This is a genomic window from Flavobacterium sp. HJJ, assembly GCF_015351475.1.
In the GTDB taxonomy this organism is placed as follows: Bacteria; Bacteroidota; Bacteroidia; order Flavobacteriales; family Flavobacteriaceae; genus Flavobacterium; species Flavobacterium marginilacus.
The window spans coordinates 1-23,000 of record NZ_JADKPR010000003.1; the positions used below are offsets into that span (position 1 = coordinate 1).

At 35.3% G+C, this 23,000-nt stretch carries 12 protein-coding genes; all 12 read left to right on the forward strand.

The window, feature by feature from the left end; all coding sequences use genetic code 11:
- Positions 1-436: family 43 glycosylhydrolase (locus tag IRZ80_RS03525; protein ID WP_194640181.1), on the forward strand; the 436-nt coding region annotated here is incomplete at its 5' end.
- Between the two features lie 238 nt (positions 437-674).
- On the forward strand, positions 675-1,685 hold the full coding sequence (locus IRZ80_RS03530; protein ID WP_194640182.1) for a GntR family transcriptional regulator: 1,011 nt from the start codon (positions 675-677) through the stop codon (positions 1,683-1,685).
- A 9-nt stretch (positions 1,686-1,694) separates the two neighbouring features.
- Positions 1,695-3,176: a xylulokinase gene (locus IRZ80_RS03535; RefSeq protein WP_194640183.1), complete on the forward strand. Its 1,482-nt coding sequence runs from the start codon at positions 1,695-1,697 to the stop codon at positions 3,174-3,176.
- 7 nt (positions 3,177-3,183) lie between these two features.
- Positions 3,184-4,509 (forward strand): xylose isomerase, encoded by a 1,326-nt coding sequence (xylA, locus tag IRZ80_RS03540; protein WP_194640184.1) that lies wholly within the window; start codon positions 3,184-3,186, stop codon positions 4,507-4,509.
- Positions 4,510-4,862: 353 nt separating this feature from the next.
- The gene (gene fsa / locus IRZ80_RS03545; RefSeq protein ID WP_194640185.1) at positions 4,863-5,519 is read left to right on the forward strand and encodes a fructose-6-phosphate aldolase; all 657 of its coding nucleotides are present in this window, start codon (positions 4,863-4,865) and stop codon (positions 5,517-5,519) included.
- Positions 5,520-6,038: 519 nt separating this feature from the next.
- The gene (locus tag IRZ80_RS03550; protein ID WP_194640186.1) at positions 6,039-9,134 is read left to right on the forward strand and encodes a SusC/RagA family TonB-linked outer membrane protein; all 3,096 of its coding nucleotides are present in this window, start codon (positions 6,039-6,041) and stop codon (positions 9,132-9,134) included.
- A gap of 11 nt (positions 9,135-9,145) precedes the next feature.
- On the forward strand, positions 9,146-11,092 hold the full coding sequence (locus IRZ80_RS03555; RefSeq protein ID WP_194640187.1) for a RagB/SusD family nutrient uptake outer membrane protein: 1,947 nt from the start codon (positions 9,146-9,148) through the stop codon (positions 11,090-11,092).
- A 331-nt stretch (positions 11,093-11,423) separates the two neighbouring features.
- Positions 11,424-13,949, forward strand: coding sequence for a glycosyl hydrolase 115 family protein (locus tag IRZ80_RS03560; RefSeq protein ID WP_194640188.1), 2,526 nt, complete (start codon positions 11,424-11,426; stop codon positions 13,947-13,949).
- A 483-nt stretch (positions 13,950-14,432) separates the two neighbouring features.
- Positions 14,433-17,603 carry a SusC/RagA family TonB-linked outer membrane protein gene (locus tag IRZ80_RS03565; RefSeq protein ID WP_194640189.1) on the forward strand — a complete coding sequence of 1,057 codons (3,171 nt, stop codon included), beginning with the start codon at positions 14,433-14,435 and terminating at the stop codon, positions 17,601-17,603.
- A 12-nt stretch (positions 17,604-17,615) separates the two neighbouring features.
- The gene (locus IRZ80_RS03570; protein ID WP_194640190.1) at positions 17,616-19,253 is read left to right on the forward strand and encodes a RagB/SusD family nutrient uptake outer membrane protein; all 1,638 of its coding nucleotides are present in this window, start codon (positions 17,616-17,618) and stop codon (positions 19,251-19,253) included.
- A gap of 17 nt (positions 19,254-19,270) precedes the next feature.
- Positions 19,271-20,647: a glycan-binding surface protein gene (locus IRZ80_RS03575; protein ID WP_194640191.1), complete on the forward strand. Its 1,377-nt coding sequence runs from the start codon at positions 19,271-19,273 to the stop codon at positions 20,645-20,647.
- 70 nt (positions 20,648-20,717) lie between these two features.
- Complete coding sequence (locus IRZ80_RS03580; protein ID WP_194640192.1) at positions 20,718-22,916, forward strand: endo-1,4-beta-xylanase; 2,199 nt, start codon at positions 20,718-20,720, stop codon at positions 22,914-22,916.
- Positions 22,917-23,000 lie beyond the last annotated feature (84 nt).

Below are 23,000 nucleotides of genomic sequence, written 5' to 3' on the forward strand. Positions count from 1 at the left end.
TCCTATTGTTGCAAGACTCAGAGACGATATGCTTGAGTTTGATGAGGAACCGAAAGAAATCCAGATTCTTGATGAGAACGGAGAGCTTCTGCTGGCCGGTGACAATGACCGCCGTTTCTTTGAAGCCTCGTGGGTTCATAAATACAACGATAAATATTATTTCTCATACTCCACAGGCGATACGCATTTTATCTGTTATGCGATAGGCTACAGCCCGTACGGACCGTTTGTGTATCAGGGACGCATCCTGAATCCGGTTGTGGGCTGGACCACGCACCATTCAATATGCAGGGTTGAGAATGACTGGTATCTGTTTTACCATGATTCGAGTCTTTCCAAGGGTGTTACTCATTTGCGGAGCATGAAAGTGGCTAAAATCGAGTATAATGATGACGGGTCAATTGTGACTATTGATCCCTATGGCAGAGAGATTTAAAACAGGAAGAGATTCTTTTTTTAATGTAAAAAATAGAGCAGTTAGTGCATAATTTTTCGGCGAAAAATAAATATTCATATACTAGTCTGCTGAGGCTGTAGATGAGAATTTGTCTTTCGTCGGAAAAATATAAAAGTTTTCAAATAATAAATGTTGAGAAGACAAAAAAATAGGAGCAAATATTTTTTTTATTAGATAAAAGTGACTAGTTTAGCAGACCAGAACAGAACGGAACGGAATGACAAACGAAGAAGAAGATAAATTTGTATTTGTAATAAATCATGACAGTGATATTCCAAAATACCAGCAGCTGGTAAATGGGATTACAAATGCAATAGCTGAGAATATATTACAGAAAGGAGAACTGCTTCCTTCGGTTAACAGCATATGTAAAAATAATCAGCTGTCAAGAGATACTGTTTTTAAAGCGTATTCAATATTAAAAGAGCAAAAAGTTATTGAATCGGTTCCTAATAAGGGCTATTATGTTTCGGGTGAAACGAGAAAAGTGCTTTTGGTGCTGGATACTTTCAAAGCTTATAAAGAAGTTTTATATCATTCTTTTGTAAATAATCTGCCTGATAATGTAATTACTGATGTTCAGTTTCATCATTATAACATAGATGTTTTTAAAACGATAATTAATAATAGTGTTGGAAAATATTATAAATACGTGGTCATGAATTTTGATCATGAAGAAATAATCCCAACACTGTCGTCAATTTCTAATGATAAGCTGCTCTTGATTGATTGGAATGTACATTCAAAAAAAGAGAACAATTATATTTTTCAGGATTTTGGAAGAGCGTTTTATGATTCTTTGACACAGGCGGCTGATTTATTCAGGAAATATAAAAACATACAGTTTGTATATCCTGAATATACTAATCATCCAAAAGAAACAATTCAATATTTTGAGAAATTTTGTGCTGATTATGATTTTGATTATAAAATTATCACGGACTCAAAAGAGTTTATCATAGAAAAAAACATTGCTTATATGAGTGTGAGTGACAGGATTTTAGGTCATTTTTTAGAGCAATGTAAGGAGAAGGATTTTGAGCCTGGTACAGATGTTGGTTTTTTGTCATACAATGAAACACCAATGAAGAAATTTATATACAAAGGAATTTCAGTAGTATCGACTGATTTTGCCGCATTAGGAACAAAAGCAGCAGCATTTATCACGCATGACGAAATAGTTCAGTGTTACGTGCCGACAAATTTAATATTAAGAGAATCATTATAAGTTATAGTTATGTATTATATAGGATATGACATTGGAAGTTCTTCAGTTAAGGCAGCCTTAGTTGAAGCAGCAACAGGAAAAAAAATAATTGTTTTGAATGAGCCTCAAAACGAAATGGAAATTGTTTCGCTTCAGTCTGATTGGGCAGAACAAGATCCTGAAGTTTGGTGGGAACACATTTGCACAGCAACTAAAAGAGCTATTCGTGAGGCTAATATTGATGCTTCAAAAATTCAAGGTGTTGGTATTTCGTATCAGATGCATGGTTTAGTCGTTGTTGGTGAAGATGGCAGCTCTTTACGCAACTCCATTATTTGGTGTGATAGTAGAGCAGTTGAAATTGGAAACAAGGCTTTTGCAGAATTAGGCGAAGATAAATGTATGACACATTTGTTGAATTCTCCGGGAAATTTTACTGCTTCAAAATTAAAATGGGTAAAAGAGAATGAACCTGAGATTTACAAAAAAGTATATAAATACATGCTTCCGGGAGATTATATCTCTTATAAACTGACAGGCGATATTACTACAACCAAAAATGGTCTGTCAGAAGGAATGCTTTGGGACTATAAAGAAAATAAAGTAGCAGATTGGTTATTGGAGTATTACGGAATTGAAACTTCTATGACACCTGCTATTGTTGAGAATTTTAGCAATCAAGGGGTTACAAATGAAAAAGGTTCTCAGGAATCAGGGCTTCCCGTTGGAATTCCGATTGTGTATAGAGCAGGAGATCAGCCTAATAATGCGTTGTCTTTAAATGTATTAAATCCTGGTGAAGTAGCAGCGACAGGCGGAACTTCTGGAGTTTTTTATGCCGTAACCGATGTTACAATTGGAAATAGTACACGTGTGAATAATTTTGTGCATGTTAATTTTGAAGAAAAAAATCCTCGAATCGGAAAGTTATTAAATATCAACGGAGCTGGAATTCAGTACCGATGGCTGCGTAATAATATGGGAGACGAAACCTATGAATCTATGAACCACAAAGCTGCCAAAATTGCAATTGGTTCAGAAGGGTTGGTAGTAATTCCTTTTGGAAATGGTGCTGAGCGTATGTTTAACAACAAAAACATTGGAACGCATTTCCTAAATCTTAATTTAAACATTCACAGTAATTCTCATTTATTTAGAGCGGCTTTAGAAGGAATTGCCTTTTCATTTGTTTACGGAATGGAATGTCTGAAAGATGACAATGCTGCCATTGGAGTAATTCGTGCAGGGAATGATAATTTATTTCGTTCGGAAATATTTTCAAATACTGTTGCGTCTTTAATTGGTCACGAAATTGAAATTTATAATACAACAGGAGCAGTGGGAGCAGCAAGAGCAGTCGGATTAACCGATGGTGATTTTGAAAAATTTGGTTCAAATATTTCAAAAAATGATCACGTTATGACATTTTTGCCTTTGCAGAATAGCGAACCATATCAAGAAGCTTATCAAAAATGGAAAAAAGAATTAGAATTAATATTAACAAATAAATAGTAGAGAAATGATAGTTTTAGGAAACAAAGAGTACTATAAAGGTATCGGGCAGATTAAATTTGAAGGAAAAGAATCTGATAATCCTTTAGCGTTTAAATATTACAATCCAGATCAGGTTGTTGCTGGAAAAACAATGCGTGAGCATTTTAAATTTGCCATTGCATACTGGCATACTTTCTGCGGACAGGGGAGCGATCCTTTTGGACCAGGTACACAGCATTTTGCCTGGGATCAGCCTGCTGATGCAATTGAAGCGGCAAAAGAAAAAGCGGATGCAGCATTCGAATTCATTACTAAAATGGGTTTTGGTCATTACTGTTTTCACGATTATGACTTAGTTAGAGAAGGCGCAACTTTTGCAGAATCAGAAAGCAGATTAGCTACGATAACTGATTATTTGAAAGAAAAACAAGCCGCTTCTGGAGTAAAATTGCTTTGGGGAACTGCAAACTGTTTTTCTAACCCGCGTTATATGAACGGAGCGGCAACCAATCCTGATTTTAATGTTGTTGCTAGAGCAGGAGGGCAGGTAAAACTGGCTTTGGATGCTACTATTGCATTAGGAGGAGAAAACTATGTATTCTGGGGAGGACGTGAAGGGTATATGACTTTGCTTAACACTGATATGGGAAGAGAATTGGATCACATGGGACAATTTTTGGTACAAGCCAGAGATTATGCAAGAGCACAGGGATTCAAAGGAAATTTCTTTATTGAGCCAAAACCTATGGAGCCTTCAAAACATCAGTATGATTTTGACTGTGCTACTGCTATTGGATTTTTACGTCAATATGGTTTAGATAAAGATTTCAAAATGAACATTGAGGTAAATCACGCTACATTGGCACAGCACACTTTTCAGCATGAAATTGAAGTGGCCGCCAAAGCTGGAATGTTAGGAAGTTTAGATGCGAACAGAGGTGATTACCAAAACGGATGGGATACCGACCAATTCCCAAATAACATTCAGGAGACTACCGAAGCTATGCTTGTGTTCTTGAAAGCAGGCGGTTTACAAGGAGGTGGAATCAATTTTGATGCTAAAATCAGAAGAAATTCGACAGATATGGAAGATGTTTTCTTAGCGCATATTGGGGGAGCAGATACTTTTGCAAGAGCTTTATTGACTGCTGATAAAATCATCACTTCTTCTCCTTACGAAAAATTAAGAACAGAAAGATATAGTTCTTTTGATTCTGGAAACGGAAAAGCTTTCGAAGAAGGAAAATTAGATTTACAGGCTTTGTATAAAATTGCCCAGGAAAATGGAGAATTAAATTTACAGAGCGGTAAACAAGAATTGTTCGAAAATATAATTAATCAGTATATTTAATAGTAAAAATTGAATACTGCAGAAATGTGTGTTCCGATTGCTGCCAGCTTGATTGTCATTTAAGATTTTTGAAAAAAGATTTAAAGGTTTAGTTACTTTTTTATGAATTTTATTTGAGATGTAAAGTCAGCTTTAGTAATGTTTTTAGGTTATTTGTTATCAAATGTTTTAAAGACTAACGCAATTGGAGTGCACATTTTTTTTGCTTTATAACGAAGCAGTTTATTTCTAAAGAAATTTATTTAACTGTTTTTGAGATAATTGAATTTTATTAGAAATCATTAATTTAAAAAATAGATAAGTCAGGAAATCAGAGGGAATCTGATTATTGTTTAAAGTTAAAAAACTAGAATATGAAATTTTTTATAGATACAGCCAATTTAGGAGATATTAAAGAAGCTCAGTCATTGGGAGTTTTAGACGGGGTTACAACCAATCCGTCATTGATGGCAAAAGAAGGAATTACTGGAAAAGCAAATATTTTGCAGCATTACCTTGATATTTGCAATATTGTTGACGGAGATGTTTCAGCCGAAGTTATTTCTACAGATTATGAAGGAATGGTAAGAGAAGGTGAGGAACTTGCTGCTTTACATCCGCAGATCGTAGTGAAACTGCCTATGATTGCTGATGGTGTAAAAGCTTGTAAATATTTTTCGTCAAAAGGTATCAGAACGAATGTTACTCTGGTATTCTCAGCAGGTCAGGCACTTTTGGCGGCTAAAGCCGGAGCAACTTATGTTTCTCCTTTCTTAGGCAGATTAGATGATATTTCTACAGACGGAATACATTTGATTTCTGAAATCAGAGAAATATATGATAACTATGATTATCAAACACAAATTCTTTCTGCTTCAATCAGGCATACTATGCATATTGTCGATTGTGCAAAAGTTGGATCTGATGTAATGACCGGTCCGCTTTCTGCAATTAAAGGATTGTTGAAGCATCCTTTGACAGATATTGGTTTAGCACAGTTTGTTGAAGATGCTAAAAAGATGAATTTGTAAAAGTTTCTAATTTCTTCTTTATAATTTATGGAACTCTCTTCAAAATAATATTTGGAGAGAGTTTTTTTATGCAACCGCTTGTTTTGCTCTTCGCTTTTTGAGTATCTCTCATTTTTTTTAAAATAGCACCTATATTACATTGAATATTTATATAATCTTTTTTTTAATTATACTTAGTTATTTGAAAGAATATAATTCTAAAGTTTTATAAATTTTGTTTTTTTTTAGAAAAATATATTTTTTTTAACTTTTTATATTTTTTTTAATTTTTCAGTCTAAATGACTTTTTATTTACAGTAAAGATACTTAAATAATAATTTTATTTAGTGAAAATTTAAAATTAAGTTATTAAAAATACGCATATTGTTTTTTTATCGCACTTTTTTTTCATTTTATTAAAAAATAATCAACACAACCGATTGTGTTGTGTTGATTATTTTATATATTTGAATCAATTACATCAAAAACAATTTGATGTAAATATGACTAACCCTATTTTAATTAATTAAATCAATTTTTATGACTAACTATTTTGTTACAAGCAAATCAAAGCATTGTAAATGCCTTGGTTTTTTGATTTTAATGTTTGTTCTTTCGCTCAGTGCGGGTGCGCAAACGGCGGTTACAGGAATAATATCAGACAAAAATGGTCCTGTTCCTGGAGCGAATGTAAACCTGAAAGGAACAAGCAGCGGAACCAGCTCTGATTTTGACGGTAAATATTCGATTAAAGATGTTCCTTCAAATGGAGTACTTGTTTTTAGTTTTTTAGGATATAAAACAAAAGAAGTAACAGTAAGCGGGCGTACTACTATAAATGTTACTCTTGAAGAAGAATCCAATACGCTGAAAGAAATTGTAGTAATTGGATACGGTGCCGTTCGTAAGGAGGCAGTTACGGGATCTGTTTCTACAATTGCAGGAAAAGAATTGGGTGAGTTTGCATCAGGAAATGTAACTCAGGCACTGCAGGCAAGACTTCCTGGTGTTGAATTAACTCAAACCTCTACCAAACCGGGTGCTTCAATGCAGATCCGTATTCGCGGTACTAGATCGTTAACTGCAAATAATGATCCTTTGATTGTACTTGACGGCGTTCCTTTTGCAGGGGCAATTGGTGATATTAACCCAGTTGATATTAAGTCCCTTGATATTTTAAAGGATGCTTCAGCGACTGCTATTTATGGTTCTCGCGGTGCTAATGGTGTTGTATTGATTACAACAAATAAAGGGCGTAAAGGTCAAAAAGCTAAATTTACTTATAATGGATTTGGCGGTGTAAAGAATGTTTTTGGTGAATATGATATGATGGACGGTAATAAGTTTGCAGCGCTTCGTGATATTACTAAGTTATATTCAGATGGTAGAGATGAAGTAAGAGGAACTAATACTGACTGGCAGGGTTTACTGTATGATTCTGGCCAAATAATAAGTCATGATGTAGCTGTTACTGGAGGAAGTGAAGGCGGTTCTTATACAGGAGGACTTGGTTACTATAAAGAAGAATCCGTTTTACCTGGTCAGTCTTATGAGCGTTTTAGCCTTAGAGCATCACTAGATCAGGAAATCGGAACTGCATTTCGCATAGGATTTACTACTAATAATAACTATGCAGTTACAAACGGTGACAATATAGGGCCTGGAACAGCTTTGAGTATGTCTCCATTAGTAAATCCTTATGATGCTGATGGGAATTTAAAGAGAGTTGTAAATCAGGGATTGATAGATGATAAGTGGGTTTATACTAGAAAAACGATTAATGGTTTAGGCGATAAATATATTAATCTAGACAGAGCATTTAGTACTTACAATAATATTTTTGCCGAGCTAAAAATTCCAGGTGTAGATGGTTTGAAATACAGATTGAATTCTGGACTGAATTTGCGTTCAACTAATAATGGATATTATGAAGGGCAGGGTGTTTTTGATGTAAATGCAGCTACTTTATCTAATGCTTCAATTAGTAATTTCATGTCAACACAATGGCTGCTTGAGAATTTAATTACTTATGATAAGACTTTTGCCCAAAAACATACTATTAATTTTGTTGGACTATATTCTAATGAAAGTTATACAGGAAATAATTCGAGAATTGCAAGAAACGGAATTACTTCTGATGCATTTCAATTTTATAATATGGGGCAAAGTGAGGAACCTATCACTATAACACCTTCTGAACAGGATTATACAAAATGGGGATTGCGTTCTGCTATGGCGAGATTAATGTACTCTTACGATAATCGTTATTTTATTTCAGGAACAATACGTTCTGACGGGTCTTCAAGATTAGCTGATGGTCACAAGTGGGTTACTTATCCAGCGGTTTCTGCAGGCTGGACTATTTCTAATGAATCTTTTATGAAAAATATTTCTTGGCTTAGTTCGTTAAAATTGCGTGCAGGTTATGGTGAGACTTCTAACCAAGCAGTTGATCCTTATAAAACTTTAGGATCCTTAAATACTAGGGCATATAATTTTGGAACCACTAATTCGACAGGAGTTTATGTTAATGAATTGCCTAACTCTGCCTTGGGATGGGAGTATTCTCAAACCATGAATTATGGATTGGATTTTGGATTTTTTAATAGTCGTTTGACGGGTACTGTAGAATATTATAATACACAAACTAAGAATTTATTGCAAAAAGTAAAATTACCTACGACGACAGGTGTTGATAGTTATACTGCAAATGTTGGTACGTCAGAAAATAAAGGATATGAAATTTCATTAAACGGGGTGATATTAGATAATCCTAATGGTTTAACCTGGACGGTTGGTGTTAACTTTTATGCTAATCAAAACCAAATCAAATCTCTTGCTTCAGGATCGGATAGGGATGTATCAAACTTATGGTTTGTTGGTCATAATATAGCTTCTATTTATGATTATAAAAAGGTAGGACTATGGCAACAGGGCGACGCTTTTATGGATAAATATGAGTCAGGTCCAACGGGTGTTAATGATAAGGGGACTGTAGTGGGGTCTATAAAAGTAGCATATACTGGAGATTATAATGCCGATGGTTCTCCTGTACGTAGAATTAATGAAAATGATAGACAAATTATTGATACCGATCCTGATTTTCAAGGTGGTTTCAATACTAACTTAACGTATAAAGGTTTTGATTTTAATGCCGTTGGAGCTTTTAGAAGCGGTGGGATTTTGATAAGTACACTATACGGTAGTGCGAGTTATTTGAACTTACTTAATGGTCGTGGCAGTAATGTGGATGTAGATTATTGGACACCAACAAATACAGGTGCAGATTTCCCTAATCCAAACGGTGTTAGAAGCGGTGATAATCCAAAATATATGTCTACTATGGGGTATTTTGATGGGTCTTATTTGAAAATTAGATCTATAACTCTTGGTTATACCCTTCAGCAGGATTTCATGAAAACTGTAGGTATTGATAAACTAAGAATATATGCTTCAGTTCAGAATCCATTTGTTTTCTTTTCTCCTTATCATGATATGTCAGGCATGGATCCAGAAACAAACTCTTTGGGTGATCAAAATCAGGCGGTAGCTTCTTATCCTAACAAATTTTTAGTTATTGGTACTAATACACCATCTACTCGTAACTTTTTAATGGGGCTTAACTTAACATTTTAATAAAGAATAATATGAAACGATATATATTTAAAAATATAATTATAGGATCAGTAGCTTTGTTTAGCTTGGCTGGTTGTTCAGACCTATTAGAGGAAAAACCGCATGATTTTTATGAGCCTGGCTATTTTAAAACAGAGCAGGGTGTACTTCAAGGTCTAACATCTCATTATGCACATTTACGCTGGCTGTATGGGAATGCTTATTTTTATAATTCATTAGAAACCGGTACAGATGAGATTACCTATGCGCAAAGTGCTGATGGCAACTTTAAAGATCATGATTTATCAGGTGTGGGATCAATTACTGCAAGTTCTAGCCGTTCTGATGTGTTGTGGAATAATTCATTTTCAGATATTAATACAGCCAATGGAATTATTGAAAATGGAGCATCTGTTGGAGTTTCTCCAAGTTTAATTGCAGAGTCTAAGTTTTTTAGAGGTTTCGATTATTTCTTATTAGTGCAGACTTTTGGAGGAGTGCCTCTGGATTTAGGAACAGGAGTGTTAGCTTTCAATAATGTAGCTACCAGATTTTCGGTACGTAATACTGTAACTGAAGTTTATACTAAGGCAATTTTCCCTGACTTAAAAGCTGCTGTAGCTCAATTACCGGATGCATCTAGACTGACTGGAACAGCAACTAAAACATTGGCTCGTTTATATTTAGCGAAAGCTTATTTGACATATGCTTGGTGGTTACAAAATCCAAATAATATTCCAACCTATCCAGATACTCCAAGAACAGACCCTGACGGTCATAATGCACAATGGTATTTCCAGGAAGCATATAATGTTGCTTTAGACGGTATTAATAATGCAGGAAGTAATTTTGCTCTGCAGGCAAGTTTCTACGATGTTAATTTGGGTTCTAACGACCGTAATAAAGAAATGCTGCTTTATGCTGATCATACTGAGGCTAATGAGTATTATAACGGATCCAGCCTTACTTATGCTAATGGCGGCGGTGCGGATAATTTTGCAGGATGGATGGCAACTTGGAATTATACAGCGATTAAAAGTAAAAATGCAGCTGGCAGTTTAGTGTCTCCTGTTCAGCGTGAAGCGGCTCAGGCTTTGGGACGTCCTTGGACTCGTATGGCGCCTCCTATTGATGTTTTTACAAACACATTTGCTGATAAAACAAATGATTCACGATATGATGGTACTTTTACAACTGTATATCGCGGGAACTGGAATTTAAAAGGAACTGGATTAACAGATGTAGCAACATTGTATAATGCAAATTCATTACCAATAAGCCCAAAAGATGCTGTATTGTCATTCTTAGATGCTGAGCCTGCTGCTGCTATAACATACCCTTCTGGAGGAGGCGGAAGTGGTATTGGTGCTGGAGTTTTACCAGGTAGAGCTGACTATGTTGTCTCACCATTAGGGATTAGCAGAATTGTGTATCCAGGATTCTGGAAATTAGGTCCATATCGTACAGATAATGCAGGTACTTTAGGACAGCCTAATGCTGCAAGTACAAGACCATTTCCAATTGCTAAATTTTCGGAACTTTATTTTGTAGCTGCTGAAGCTGCTGTAAAAGGAGCAACTGGATCTATGACAGCCAGAAATCTAATTAATGTCATCCGTGCTCGTGCAGGAAAATGGCGCTGGGATAATAATGGTAATGTAGCAAAAGCTGTAGATAACAGCGCGGCACTTACAGCGGCAACTCCTGCAGTTATTGATATTAACTACATTCTTGCTGAGCGTTCACGTGAATATTTTGGAGAAGGATACCGCTGGTATGATTTAGTACGTACTCAAAAATGGAATGAGCTAGCAGGAACCTATAGAATTTGTGGAGCTAATTATGGTGATCATACTCCTGTAACAGTAACAAGAACTATCCAGCCATATCATTATTTAAGACCAATTCCAATTGGCCAGCTTGATGGAATGGAAATGACAGATGCTGAAAAGAAAGCATATCAGAATCCTGGTTATTAAGTTTTATACCTAATGAAGAACAACTTTAAATGATGCATTTTGGTTAACAATTATAAGTGTAGTTTTTACAGGATACCTTCATAATTAGTTAGTTATTAAGTTTGTTTTAGTTAGGCAGCCGAGAGTGTTGATTCACTCTCGGCTTTTTAAATTTAAATTCAAAATATAGTTTGCATTCTGGCGAGTGTAATTACTAAAAAAAAAAGTAATATTAGCTGTTTTATAGAAATAGGAAAACGGATAAGTATTAGTCATAAAATTAAGAATTTTAATCATTAAGTCTAATTGTATCCGAAGGGTTAATTTTATATATAATTTTAAAAGAAATATAATGAAAGCTTTGTCGAAATTTATTGTAACACTTGCTGCAGTCTGTATTTTTAGTCCATTAAAAGCAGCAGAATCTTTTATCACGGCCGAAAAAAGTGCCGATGCTGTTGTTCTTAAAGAAAAATCATTAAGGCTTTCATTGTTTGTAAATAATGGAACAGATAAAGGCATTCTGCGTGCAGTGAACAATCTTCAGTCTGATTTTGAAAAAGTAACAGGGGATAAGCCTGCAATTCTTAATCAGATAGTAAGCACTTCATCTCCGCTGATAATCATTGGAACAATCGGTACCAATTCTGCAATTGATGATTTAATAAAACTTAAGAAAATTGATGGTAAAGAACTGAAAGGTAAGAATGAAAAATTTATCATTCAAAGTATTAAAAATCCTTTCAAGGGAGTAGAGGAGGCTGTTATAATCGCTGGAAGCGACAAACGGGGAACCATTTATGGAATTTATGAATTATCCCGTCAGATAGGCGTTTCTCCTTGGTATTACTGGGCTGATGTACCGGTAGAGCATAAAGAAAACCTGTATTTCAAAAAAGGAATGTATACTGATGGCGAACCTGCTGTGAAATACAGAGGTATTTTCCTGAATGATGAGGCTCCAGCTTTAAGCGGCTGGAGTAAAGCAGCGTTTGGAGGATTTAATAGTCAGTTTTACGAAAAAGTTTTTGAACTGCTTCTTCGTCTCAAGGCCAATTATATGTGGCCGGCTATGTGGGGAAATGCTTTTTATGATGATGATGTTAAAAATGGTCCGCTGGCGAATGAAATGGGAATTGTAATGGGGACATCTCATCATGAACCAATGGCTTTGGCACAGCAGGACTGGAAACGATATATTCAAAAAAACAAACTGCAGAATGTTTGGGATTATTCCAAAAATAAGCCGATTTTAGATGAATTTTGGAAGACTGGAATCGAACGCAGTATGAATTGGGAAAAATTAGTCACTGTTGGAATGCGCGGAGATGGAGATGAAGCAATGACAGAAGGAACTAATATTAGTCTGCTGGAGAATATTGTAAAAAATCAGCGTCAGATAATAGAAAAGATTACGAAACAAAAAGCTGAAAAAACACCGCAGGTTTGGGCCTTGTACAAAGAGGTACAGGAATATTTTGACCAGGGAATGAAAGTTCCTGATGATGTGATTCTGCTGTTCTGCGATGATAATTGGGGAAATGTGCGCAAGCTTCCAGATCCGGTTAAACCAATGCACAAAGGAGGTTACGGAATATATTATCATTTTGACTATGTTGGCGCTCCAAGAAATTCAAAATGGATTAATATCAGTCCTATACAAAGAGTTTGGGAGCAGATGACTCTTAGTTACGAACACGGCGTTGATAAAGTCTGGATTGTAAATGTGGGAGATCTTAAACCAATGGAATTTCCTATTAGTTTCTTTCTGGACATGGCTTGGAATCCAAAGCAGTTCAATTCTAAGAATCTTTTTGAATTTACAGAGAATTGGGCAGCACAGCAGTTTGGAAAAAAACAGGCCAAAGAAATTGCAGATCTGTTAAATACTTACCCAAGGTATAACCGACGTATTACTCCTGAAATGCTGAACAGTAAAACTTTTAGCCTTGACAATTATAATGAATTTGAAACTGTTGTCAATGATTATAAAAATTTGGCATTAGATGCTTATCGTCTTTATGATGAAATTCCTGTACAATATAAAGACGCTTATTTTCAGCTGGTGCTTTATCCGATAGACGCCTGCAGTAATCTTTATGAAATGTATTTTGCACAGGCAAAAAACAGAAAACTTGCGGATGGAAAAAATATTTTGGCCAATGATTATGCGGATAAAGTAAAAACTTATTTTGCCCGTGATTCTGTTCTTCAGGATAAATATAACAATAAAATTGCTGGAGGCAAGTGGACTCATATGATGGATCAAATGAGAATTGGCTACAAAAGCTGGCACGATTCGCCTAAAAATATATTGCCTGACGTTACTTATATTTCTGAAAAAGATGCGCATATCAGCAAAACTTTCAAAGAAAGGAACGGTTATGTTTCTATAGAAGCGGAACATTTTTCCAAAGCAAATAATACTGATAAAATTCATTGGGAAGTGATTCCTGATTTTGGAAAAACAAAGTCAGGTATTACCACTTTTCCGCAAAATGCCTATCCGAGTGAGACTGAAAATGTTTTTGTAGAATATGAAATCGACTTTGCCTCCAGTGGCGAGTTTAGTGTTGAGCTGCTTTTGGCACCTACTTTAAATTTTAACAGTAACAAGGGATTGCGCTATGAGATCTCTTTTGATGGAGAAAAACCACAGCTTGTAAACTTCAACGGTCATTACCGCGGTGAATTAGGAAAATGGCAGGCAGAACAGATTATACGGTCTTCAGTAAAACTTTCTATTCAGAAACAAGGAAAACATACACTGCGTTTTCGTGTTTTAGAACCCGGTATTGTTCTGCAAAAGATTCTGATAGATACCGGAGGATTACTGCCTTCTTTTCTAGGCCCTCCTGAAAATGAAATTATGGATTAAAATTCTTTAAAATAGACAGCTTATTTTCTTGACAAATGACTACTCCTTTCAATGCTTTTGAAGGGAGTTTTTTTGTTTTAGAAGCAACCGATTGCTTTTTTGGATTAATTATTGAAAAGCATAATTCTGTAATAAAAAAAATATAATTCAGAAAATGTATAAAAATTGTTTTTTATGTATAATATAAGTATTTAATTAAAAATAATTATTATCTATAACGTTTTAGTTTAATAGACAGGTGTTATTGATAAAAAATCAATATTTTATCAATATAAATAATTATAGTGTTTTATTTATGGTTTATTTTTTTGTTATTTATAAAAAAAATATACACAACCGATTGTGTATGATTGTTTTTTATATATATATTTGCTTCAAGAACGTCTAATTAGATGTTCGATTTTTTAAACTAATAGCAAAATAATACAGTAAACAAACAACAACAACTAAACCAATTCTATTAACTTATTAAAACAATTATTTATGACTAACTTTTTACTTACTAAAAGCAAATCAAAATACTTTAAAAACTTGGGATACCTGTTCCTGATGTTAGTATTTTCTGCTGCGGTAAATGCTCAAACAACTGTTACAGGAACAGTTTCTGACAGCAGCGGACCAATTCCTGGAGTAAATATTATTGTAAAGGGAACTAAGAATAGTGCAGTTACCGATTTTGACGGCGGCTATTCTTTAAAAGGAGTTCCAGCTAACGGAGTTTTGGTTTTTAGCTTTGTAGGCTTCAAAACCAAAGAAATTGCAGTGAGTGACAGAACTAAAATTGATGTTGTCCTGCAGGAAAATGCAAACGACCTGAAAGAAGTTGTAGTAGTAGGGTATGGAACTATGAAAAGAGGTGACTTAACAGGTTCTGTTTCTTCAGTTTCAAGTAAATCTATTGCACAAACGGTTACTACATCGATTGAACAGGTGCTGCAGGGACGCGCTGCCGGGGTTCAGGTATCACAAAACAGCGGGGCACCTGGTGCAGCTTCTTCAATCCGCATTCGCGGTATAAGTTCTATTAATGCATCAAACGAGCCAATTTATGTTATTGACGGGGTTATTATTGATGGACAAAGCAGTAATACAAATTTTAATCCTATATCATCTATAAATCCTTCGGATATCGTTTCTATTGATATTTTGAAAGATGCTTCTGCTACCGCTATATATGGTTCTAGAGCTTCGGGCGGTGTTATTATGGTGACTACTAAAAGAGGAAAAAAAGGTGAATTGACACTTTCATTAGACAGTTATATAGGATGGCAGGAAATACCAAAACATTTAGATGTTCTTAACCTTAAAGAATACGGAGTGCATAAAAATACACGTTCTGATTTAGGTATTGTAGAGAGAGATCCTTACTTTATTCGTACCGATTTATTGGGTGAAGGTACAGACTGGCAAGATGAATTATTTGCAAAGGCTTTGGTTCAGAGTTATAACTTATCAGCTTCTGGCGGTTCAGAAAAAAGTACTTATTACATGGGAATAGGGTACCTGAACCAGGATGGTATAGCAGTTGGATCTGGATTTGACCGTTTGAACTTGAGCAGTAATCTGGATTCACAAGTAAAGGATTATTTTAAAGTAGGTTTGAATTTTGCATTAAATAATTCAAAACAAACAACTACTGTTTCTGATCAGTCTTTGATTCTTACAGCACTTAAACAGACTCCAAATGTGGCAGTCCGTAATGCAGATGGCTCTTTTGATGGTCCGGATACCGATCAATTTGTGCAAAACAATCCAATTGGTTTGGCTAACATTAATGATAATCACAATGAAAATGTTGGAATTAGAGCAAGTACTTTTGGAGAAATTACTTTTACAAAAGGATTGACTTTTAAAACACAATATTCTTTGAATTACGGTTTTACAAATGATTATACTTTTAATCCTTCCTATACTTTTGGACAGATTAAAAATGAAACACGTACGGGTTCACGTACCAAAGGTTTTAGTAAATTTTGGAGCTGGAATAATGTTTTAAACTACAACCGTACATTTGGAAAGCACACGATAAATGCAATGTTAGGGCAGGAAGCACAAGAGTCGTATTGGGAAAATTTATATGGATCTATTTCTGGTTATTTGACAAATACGTCAACGGATCTGTCTATGGGAGATCCTAAAACTGCTATAGTATCAAATAATAGTAATGGCAGTTCGTTAAATTCTTATTTTGGCAGAGCTTTTTATTCGTTTGATGATAAATATTTATTAACTGCAACTATGCGCCGTGACGGTTCATCCAAGTTTGCAGAAGGCAATCGCTGGGGCTGGTTCCCTTCAGCCGCTTTTGCCTGGAAGGTTTCTAATGAAAATTTCTTAAAAGATAATAAGATTATCAGTAATTTGAAATTAAGACTAGGATGGGGAGCAGTTGGTAATCAAAATGTACCGAACTACGCCTATACTTCTACTTATAGATCAAGTGCTACAGCTAACTGGGGAACAGGATTACTGGCCTCAAATACAGCTAATAAAGATTTGAAATGGGAAACAACTTATTCAAGTAATATTGGTATAGATTTAGGTTTGTTTGATAACAGAATTGAGCTTGTTGCAGATGTTTATTACAAAAAGACAGATGACTTATTAAACCAATTGGCATTGCCGGCTTATGTTGGAACATCAGGTCAAGGATCAACTTCTCCTCCTTGGTACAATATTGGATCTCTTGAAAATAAAGGAATTGAAATCGCTTTGAATACAATTAATTTTCAGAGAGATGAATTCAAATGGACTTCTAATTTTGTTTTTTCAATGAACAAAAATAAAGTGCTGTCATTAAACAGTGATTCTGGACATTATGATCAAACAATTCAGCAGGGATCGGATGTTACTGTAGTAACCCGTACAGCGGTAGGTAATCCTATCAGCCAGTTTTATGGTTATAAAGTAATTGGTCGTTTTGAAAAAGCAACTGATTTTTATTATAAAGACGCAGCAGGAAACGTAGTGCCGACTGCTTTGCCAAAAGACATGAAAATTAGTGAAAATGGTGCATGGATTGGTGACTATATCTTTGAAGACAGTAATAAAGACGGAGTTATTGATGATAAAGATCTTCAGTACATTGGTAATCCATTACCGCAATTCACTTTTGGTATTGGTAACACTTTTACATACAAAGGGTTTGATATAAATATATTTCTAGATGGATCTTATGGAAATGATGTGGTAAATTACCAAAGACGTTTTCTAGAAAATCCTCGTGAGAACACGAATTTATTCTCAACAGCTTTGGGTTATGCACAGTTAGAATTAATTGACCCAACTGGACCAAATGATTACCGTAATGTGCAAATCGTAGGAGGTGATCCTTACATGCCTCGTATTGCTGCTTCATCAGCTTCATCAGCTTCGAACTTTCGTTTTAGTAATCGTTTTGTAGAAGACGGGTCTTTTGTACGAATCAAAAATATTTCGATAGGATATAATCTGCCAAGCTCTTTTGTTTCAAAAATTGGAGTTGCAGGAATCAAATTATATACAAATATGCAGAATATAATCACATTTACTAAATATTCTGGTTATGATCCAGAAGTAGGATCGTTAAATCAAAATGCTCTGATAACGGGTGTAGACAATGGCCGTTATCCTACGCCGCGTTTTACAACCTTTGGTGTAAATGTTAAATTTTAAACGTAAAATAATATGAAAAAGATACATATAAAACGCATTTTTCTTTTTGCAGCATTGTCTTTTTTGGGAGCAGGCTGTAGTGAAGACTTTCTTGATAAAGCTCCTAATGATTTAATTACCAAAGAGAATTTTTATAAAACAGAAGATGATTTTAAAGCTGCTACAGCTCCTTTATATAACAGAGTGTGGTTTGATTTTAATGATAAATTTTATTACGGATTAGGAGACGGCCGTTCATACAATTTATACGCACCTTATTCGGATTATATTTATCCATTTGCCGATTTGACCGAAACAGGATTAACAGGACCTTTAGTATCTGCTTGGGGATCTTTATACAATGTAGTACAGCAGTCTAATAACGTTATTATCGGAATTGAAGCCAGCAATGTTGATACAGCTGTTAAAAATAAATATATCGCTGAAGCTCGTTTTATGAGAGGGACTGCCTATTGGTATTTGGCTTCATTGTGGGGAAATGTAATTATTTCTACAGATCCGGGAGTTTTGGTAAAAAATCCTGTGGTTAACACGAATCCAACAAAAGATGTTTATGAATTTGCTATTCGTGATTTAGAATTTGCTGCCAAGTTTTTACCGGAAAATGCACCACAAACTGGACGTTTAACGAGATATAGTGCTTTCGGAATGCTGTCTCGTCTGTATTTATCCGTTGCAGGTTTAAGTGATAATCCTAATTCTGGTACAAGAAGCCAATCTTATCTTGATTTAGCTAAAAAGGCTGCAGAAAAAGCAATTGCTGACGGACCTTATCGTATGTTAGTTAATTATGCTGATTTATTTGAAGTAGACAATAACAATAACCTTGAATCTATGTTTGCTTTGCAGTGGGTACCATTTGGAGGTTATGGTGTTAATAATACGCAGCAGGCTTATTTTGCTTTAAGTTCAGATATTACTGGCGATGATGCTGCCTGGGGATATTGGACAAGAGCATCAAATAATGTTTTATATGAATATGAACCAAAAGATAAAAGACGTCAAGCTACTTGGATGGCCGATGATGATCACTATTCCACTATTAATGCCGCCAATGGAGGGTATACTGTAGATCATGCAAATACTTTTGTAAATGTCAAAAAAGGAGTTGTAGGTTCCACCAAAGATAACAGCAAAATTACCAGACAAAATTCATCTTTGAACACTTATATGTTGCGTTTGGGAGAAGTGCTTCTTAATTATGCAGAAGCTGCTTTAGGAAATAATGCCAATACTACAGATGCTAATGCTTTGACTTTTGTAAATCTTTTGAGAAAAAGAGCAGGATTGGATCCAAAAACATCTTTAACATATGAAGATATTAGACATGAGCGCAGAGTAGAATTGTGCATGGAAGGGCAGTATTGGTATGATTTAGTAAGAAGGTCTTACTATAAACAGCAGGAAGTTATTAATTATGTTACTGGTCAATCAAGAGGAATTATTGTGCCGATTACTTATGCCGCAGCAACAAATACTGTTTCGGTAGATGCCACAAGAGATAATTCTACAAGACCGGTTGGGGCTATAGATGCTTCAATATTTTTGATGCCTTACCCAGAATCAGAAGTAATTCAGAATCCATTATTAAGCCAAGCACCAGTTCCTTATGATTTCAAGGAAGCTAAAATAACTGATTTATTTAATTAAAACTGAAAACACAAAATATGAAAAATTATATTTTAAATAAAAAGTATTGGGCGTCTATTACAATCATAGTCATGATGTTTGTATCCATGTTATTCAATGCTTGTGATAACAATGACAGCAGTGACGGCGGACCAATAACGATAAGTAAAGTTTTTTTGGAGGATGTTAATTCATCTGTACCGGACAGAGAAGTTTCTTTTGCCCGTTTAGGACAGTTAATCCGTGTGGAAGGAACTGGTTTTACAGGTTTAAAGAAAGTGTATATCAATGGTTTTGAAACCTATTTTAATGTCGTATTTGTTTCTGATACTTCAATGTTAATCAGCATTTCTAAAAATACTCCGACTATTGATGCAGATCCTGCGGTTCGTAACACGATTCGTTTTGTAAATGACTCGAACGAAGCTGTTTTTGCTTTTAATATCCGTTCAGCAGCACCTAAAATTATTTCTATTTCTAATACAATGCCAAAAGCTGGTGAAGTGATTACAGTTTCGGGTACTGGTTTAACAGAAGTTAAAAAAGTAGTTTTCCCTGGTAATATAGAAGTAACAAGCGGAATTACATCTGATGTTAAAGGAGAATTTTTTACGGTAACCATGCCGGCAGGAGTTTCAGCAGAAGGAGGCTCTTTATTAGTAGAAAGTGCCAATGGAGGAGTGTATTCACCGGCTTATTTTAATTTCAAAAAAGGGGTGATTCTTGATTTTGATGGATTAGGTTCACATGGCTACTGGGGTTCTGGAACAAGTATGATTCAGCCTGCTGATTTGTTATCGACAGCAGCTGGTACAGGAAATGTTTCTCAAGGAAAATATGTACCGCATCGTCCAGCACGTATCGCTTCATTTGCGGCAGCTACAAACCGATGTTCCGAAACTTGGACAGCAGGGAATGGTGTTGATAATTGGAGAGCACAATTGACACCATACATTCCAGCTTCAACTCCATTGGATCAGGTTGCTTTACAATTTGATATTTATGTTCCAACAGCCTGGACCAATACAGGTTTTTTAAAAATATGTCTGATAAATAACTTTAACGGGGGAGAATGGACAGGTGCCACTTACAATTATGTACCTTGGATAACAAGTGAAGGGAAAGTGGTTCCATTTCAAACAACAGGATGGCAGACAGTAACTATTCCATTGAATAAATTTTATAGTTACTCAAAAGCTAGTTTTATTTTTGATGATGTTCTTAAATTTAGAGAAGCAGCAACGTATCAAAATTTCGGTTTCTTTTTTGAAAATTCTGATGTAAAATTAACTAACGTTACGGGACAGGCTAGTGAAGCTGTATTTGCATCATCAGCTACTTCTGTAAGCGTGTCTACAGATAATTGGAGGATTGTATCATTGAAAACACCAACTTACAGCGATTTTCCTAATTAAATAACAACTTTGATATTGTTTAGAATTTAAATAACAATAGCACATTAGTTTCACCTTAAAAAATAATTAAATGAAATATAATAAAATACTGCCAGCAATTGCTTTGTCTTGTATCTTGTTTGCATCTTGTGATGATAATTTGATGGAATGGGGAAAAGATCCTTCTCACGGAGATATAGCTTCTTCGGAACTTCCTTTGGAATTAGCCGAAAAAATCAGCAGATATGAACCGCTTAAAACGTATACTGATTTCAAACTTGGAGCAGGTATAGGTTTGGACGAGTATATGAATGATGCCGCATATCGTACTCTTGTAAATGAAAATTTTGACGAGGTAACAGTAGGATACGCAATGAAACATGCTCCAATGGTAAGTTCAACAGGCGCAATTAATTTCACCAAAGTTGATGCTTTTATTGCCAAAACAAAAGAGGCAGGATTATCTGTTTTTGGGCATACTTTGGTTTGGCACTCAAATCAAAATGCGAGTTATTTGAACAGTTTAATTGCTCCAACTATTATTCCGGGTTCAAGCGGCCCAAATACACTTAATATCGCTGGTTTAAAAGATGGTACTTTTAGCAGCTGGGCAAAAAACAACCCGGGTGCAGGTATAACAGCAGTAGATGGAGCTGGATTATCCAGTACTTCCAAAGCTATTAAGTTAGTTTCGAGTGCAACATCTTCACAGGCTTATAATTTGCAATTAACTTCACCTAGTATACCTGCGGTGAGCGGACATAGATATGAAATTTCATTTTTCATCAAATCCGATCAAGCGGGTAAAGGGCGTATTTCTTTTGACAGTAATGTAACTAATCAATATCCGTATCAGGATTGGTATGCTGCAGGAGCCACTTATACAGAAGCTTTTGTAACAACATCATTATGGAAGCAGGTTAAATTCGTTATTAAAGACATTAAAGCAGCATCTACAGCATTTAAGTTTAATTTTGATTTAGGTTATTTGCCGAATGTTACTTATTATATCGATGCAAGTACTGTTGCGGTAGTTGATTTAGATGCAGCTCCAACAGTTACAAATTTGGTTGCTAATGGTAATTTCAATACTGATATATCAGGCTGGTCAAAATGGAATGGAGATGCAAACGCATTAAATCTGGGCACTGCAGCTGAGGCTTATGAAGGAAATGGAGTAATGAAGGTAATTAATTCGACCAGTAATCCTGGAAGCCAGTATAAAACTCAAATTCATTCTAATTTCACAAGTAAATTAAAGGCAGGGACAGCATATACTGTTTCTTATTATATTAAATCAGATGCAGCAGGTTCTGTACGCTGTTCTACCACAGGAAATGCGATGTATCAAGGAGATCAGAATACTTCAACAGCTTGGAAATATGTGGAATGGAAGATTACAGGAACAGGTGCAGAGGATGGTTTCAACTTCGATTTGGGAGCCGTGGCAGGAACTTATTACATTGATAAAGTAGTAGTAACTGATGGAGTTGCTAGTGGCGGTGGAGCTGGAACGCCTTCTGTCACTATTGAAAAAACTGATGCTGAAAAAGCTACCCTTATTGGTAACGCTATGACAGATTGGATTTCAAAAATGGTGAGCCATTATAAGAATGATGTTAAAGCTTGGGATGTTGTAAACGAGCCAATGAAAGAAGGCGGAAGCCTGCGCGACGGAGTTGTAACAGACTTAGCTTCTGATGAGTTTTATTGGGTAAAATATTTAGGTAAAGATTATGCAGTTACAGCATTCAAATTAGCACGCCAATATGGAAATGCAACGGATAAACTGTTTATCAATGATTATAATTTAGAGGCTAACTTACCAAAATGTGACGGATTGATTGACTACGTAAAATACATCGAAAGCCAAGGCGCAGCTGTTGATGGTATTGGTACGCAAATGCACATTTCATTGACTACTGATAAAGCTAAAATTGTTGAAATGTTCAAAAAAATGGCTGCTAGCGGCAAATTGATAAAAATTTCTGAATTGGATGTGAGATTAGGAACAGCTTCACCAACTTTAGAACAATTAGCAAGTCAGTCTGCAATGTATCAGTATGTTATAGATTCTTACAGACAGTATATTCCTAAAGCACAGCAATACGGAATTACTATTTGGGGTATTTCAGATAGAAAAGAGGAGCACGTAAACTGGCTGCCAAATGAATCTCCAAACCTATGGGATGCCAGCTACAAACGCAAGCATGCATACAAAGGAGTTGCTGATGGTTTAGCAGGAAAAGATGTAAGTGCTGGATTCTCTGGCGATTTAGTAAAAAAATAGTTTTTTTGTTAGTTAACAATCCATAGTGCAAATCTGTCAAAGGGTTTACGCTATGGATTGTTTTTTTTTCTATTTTTCGGTTCT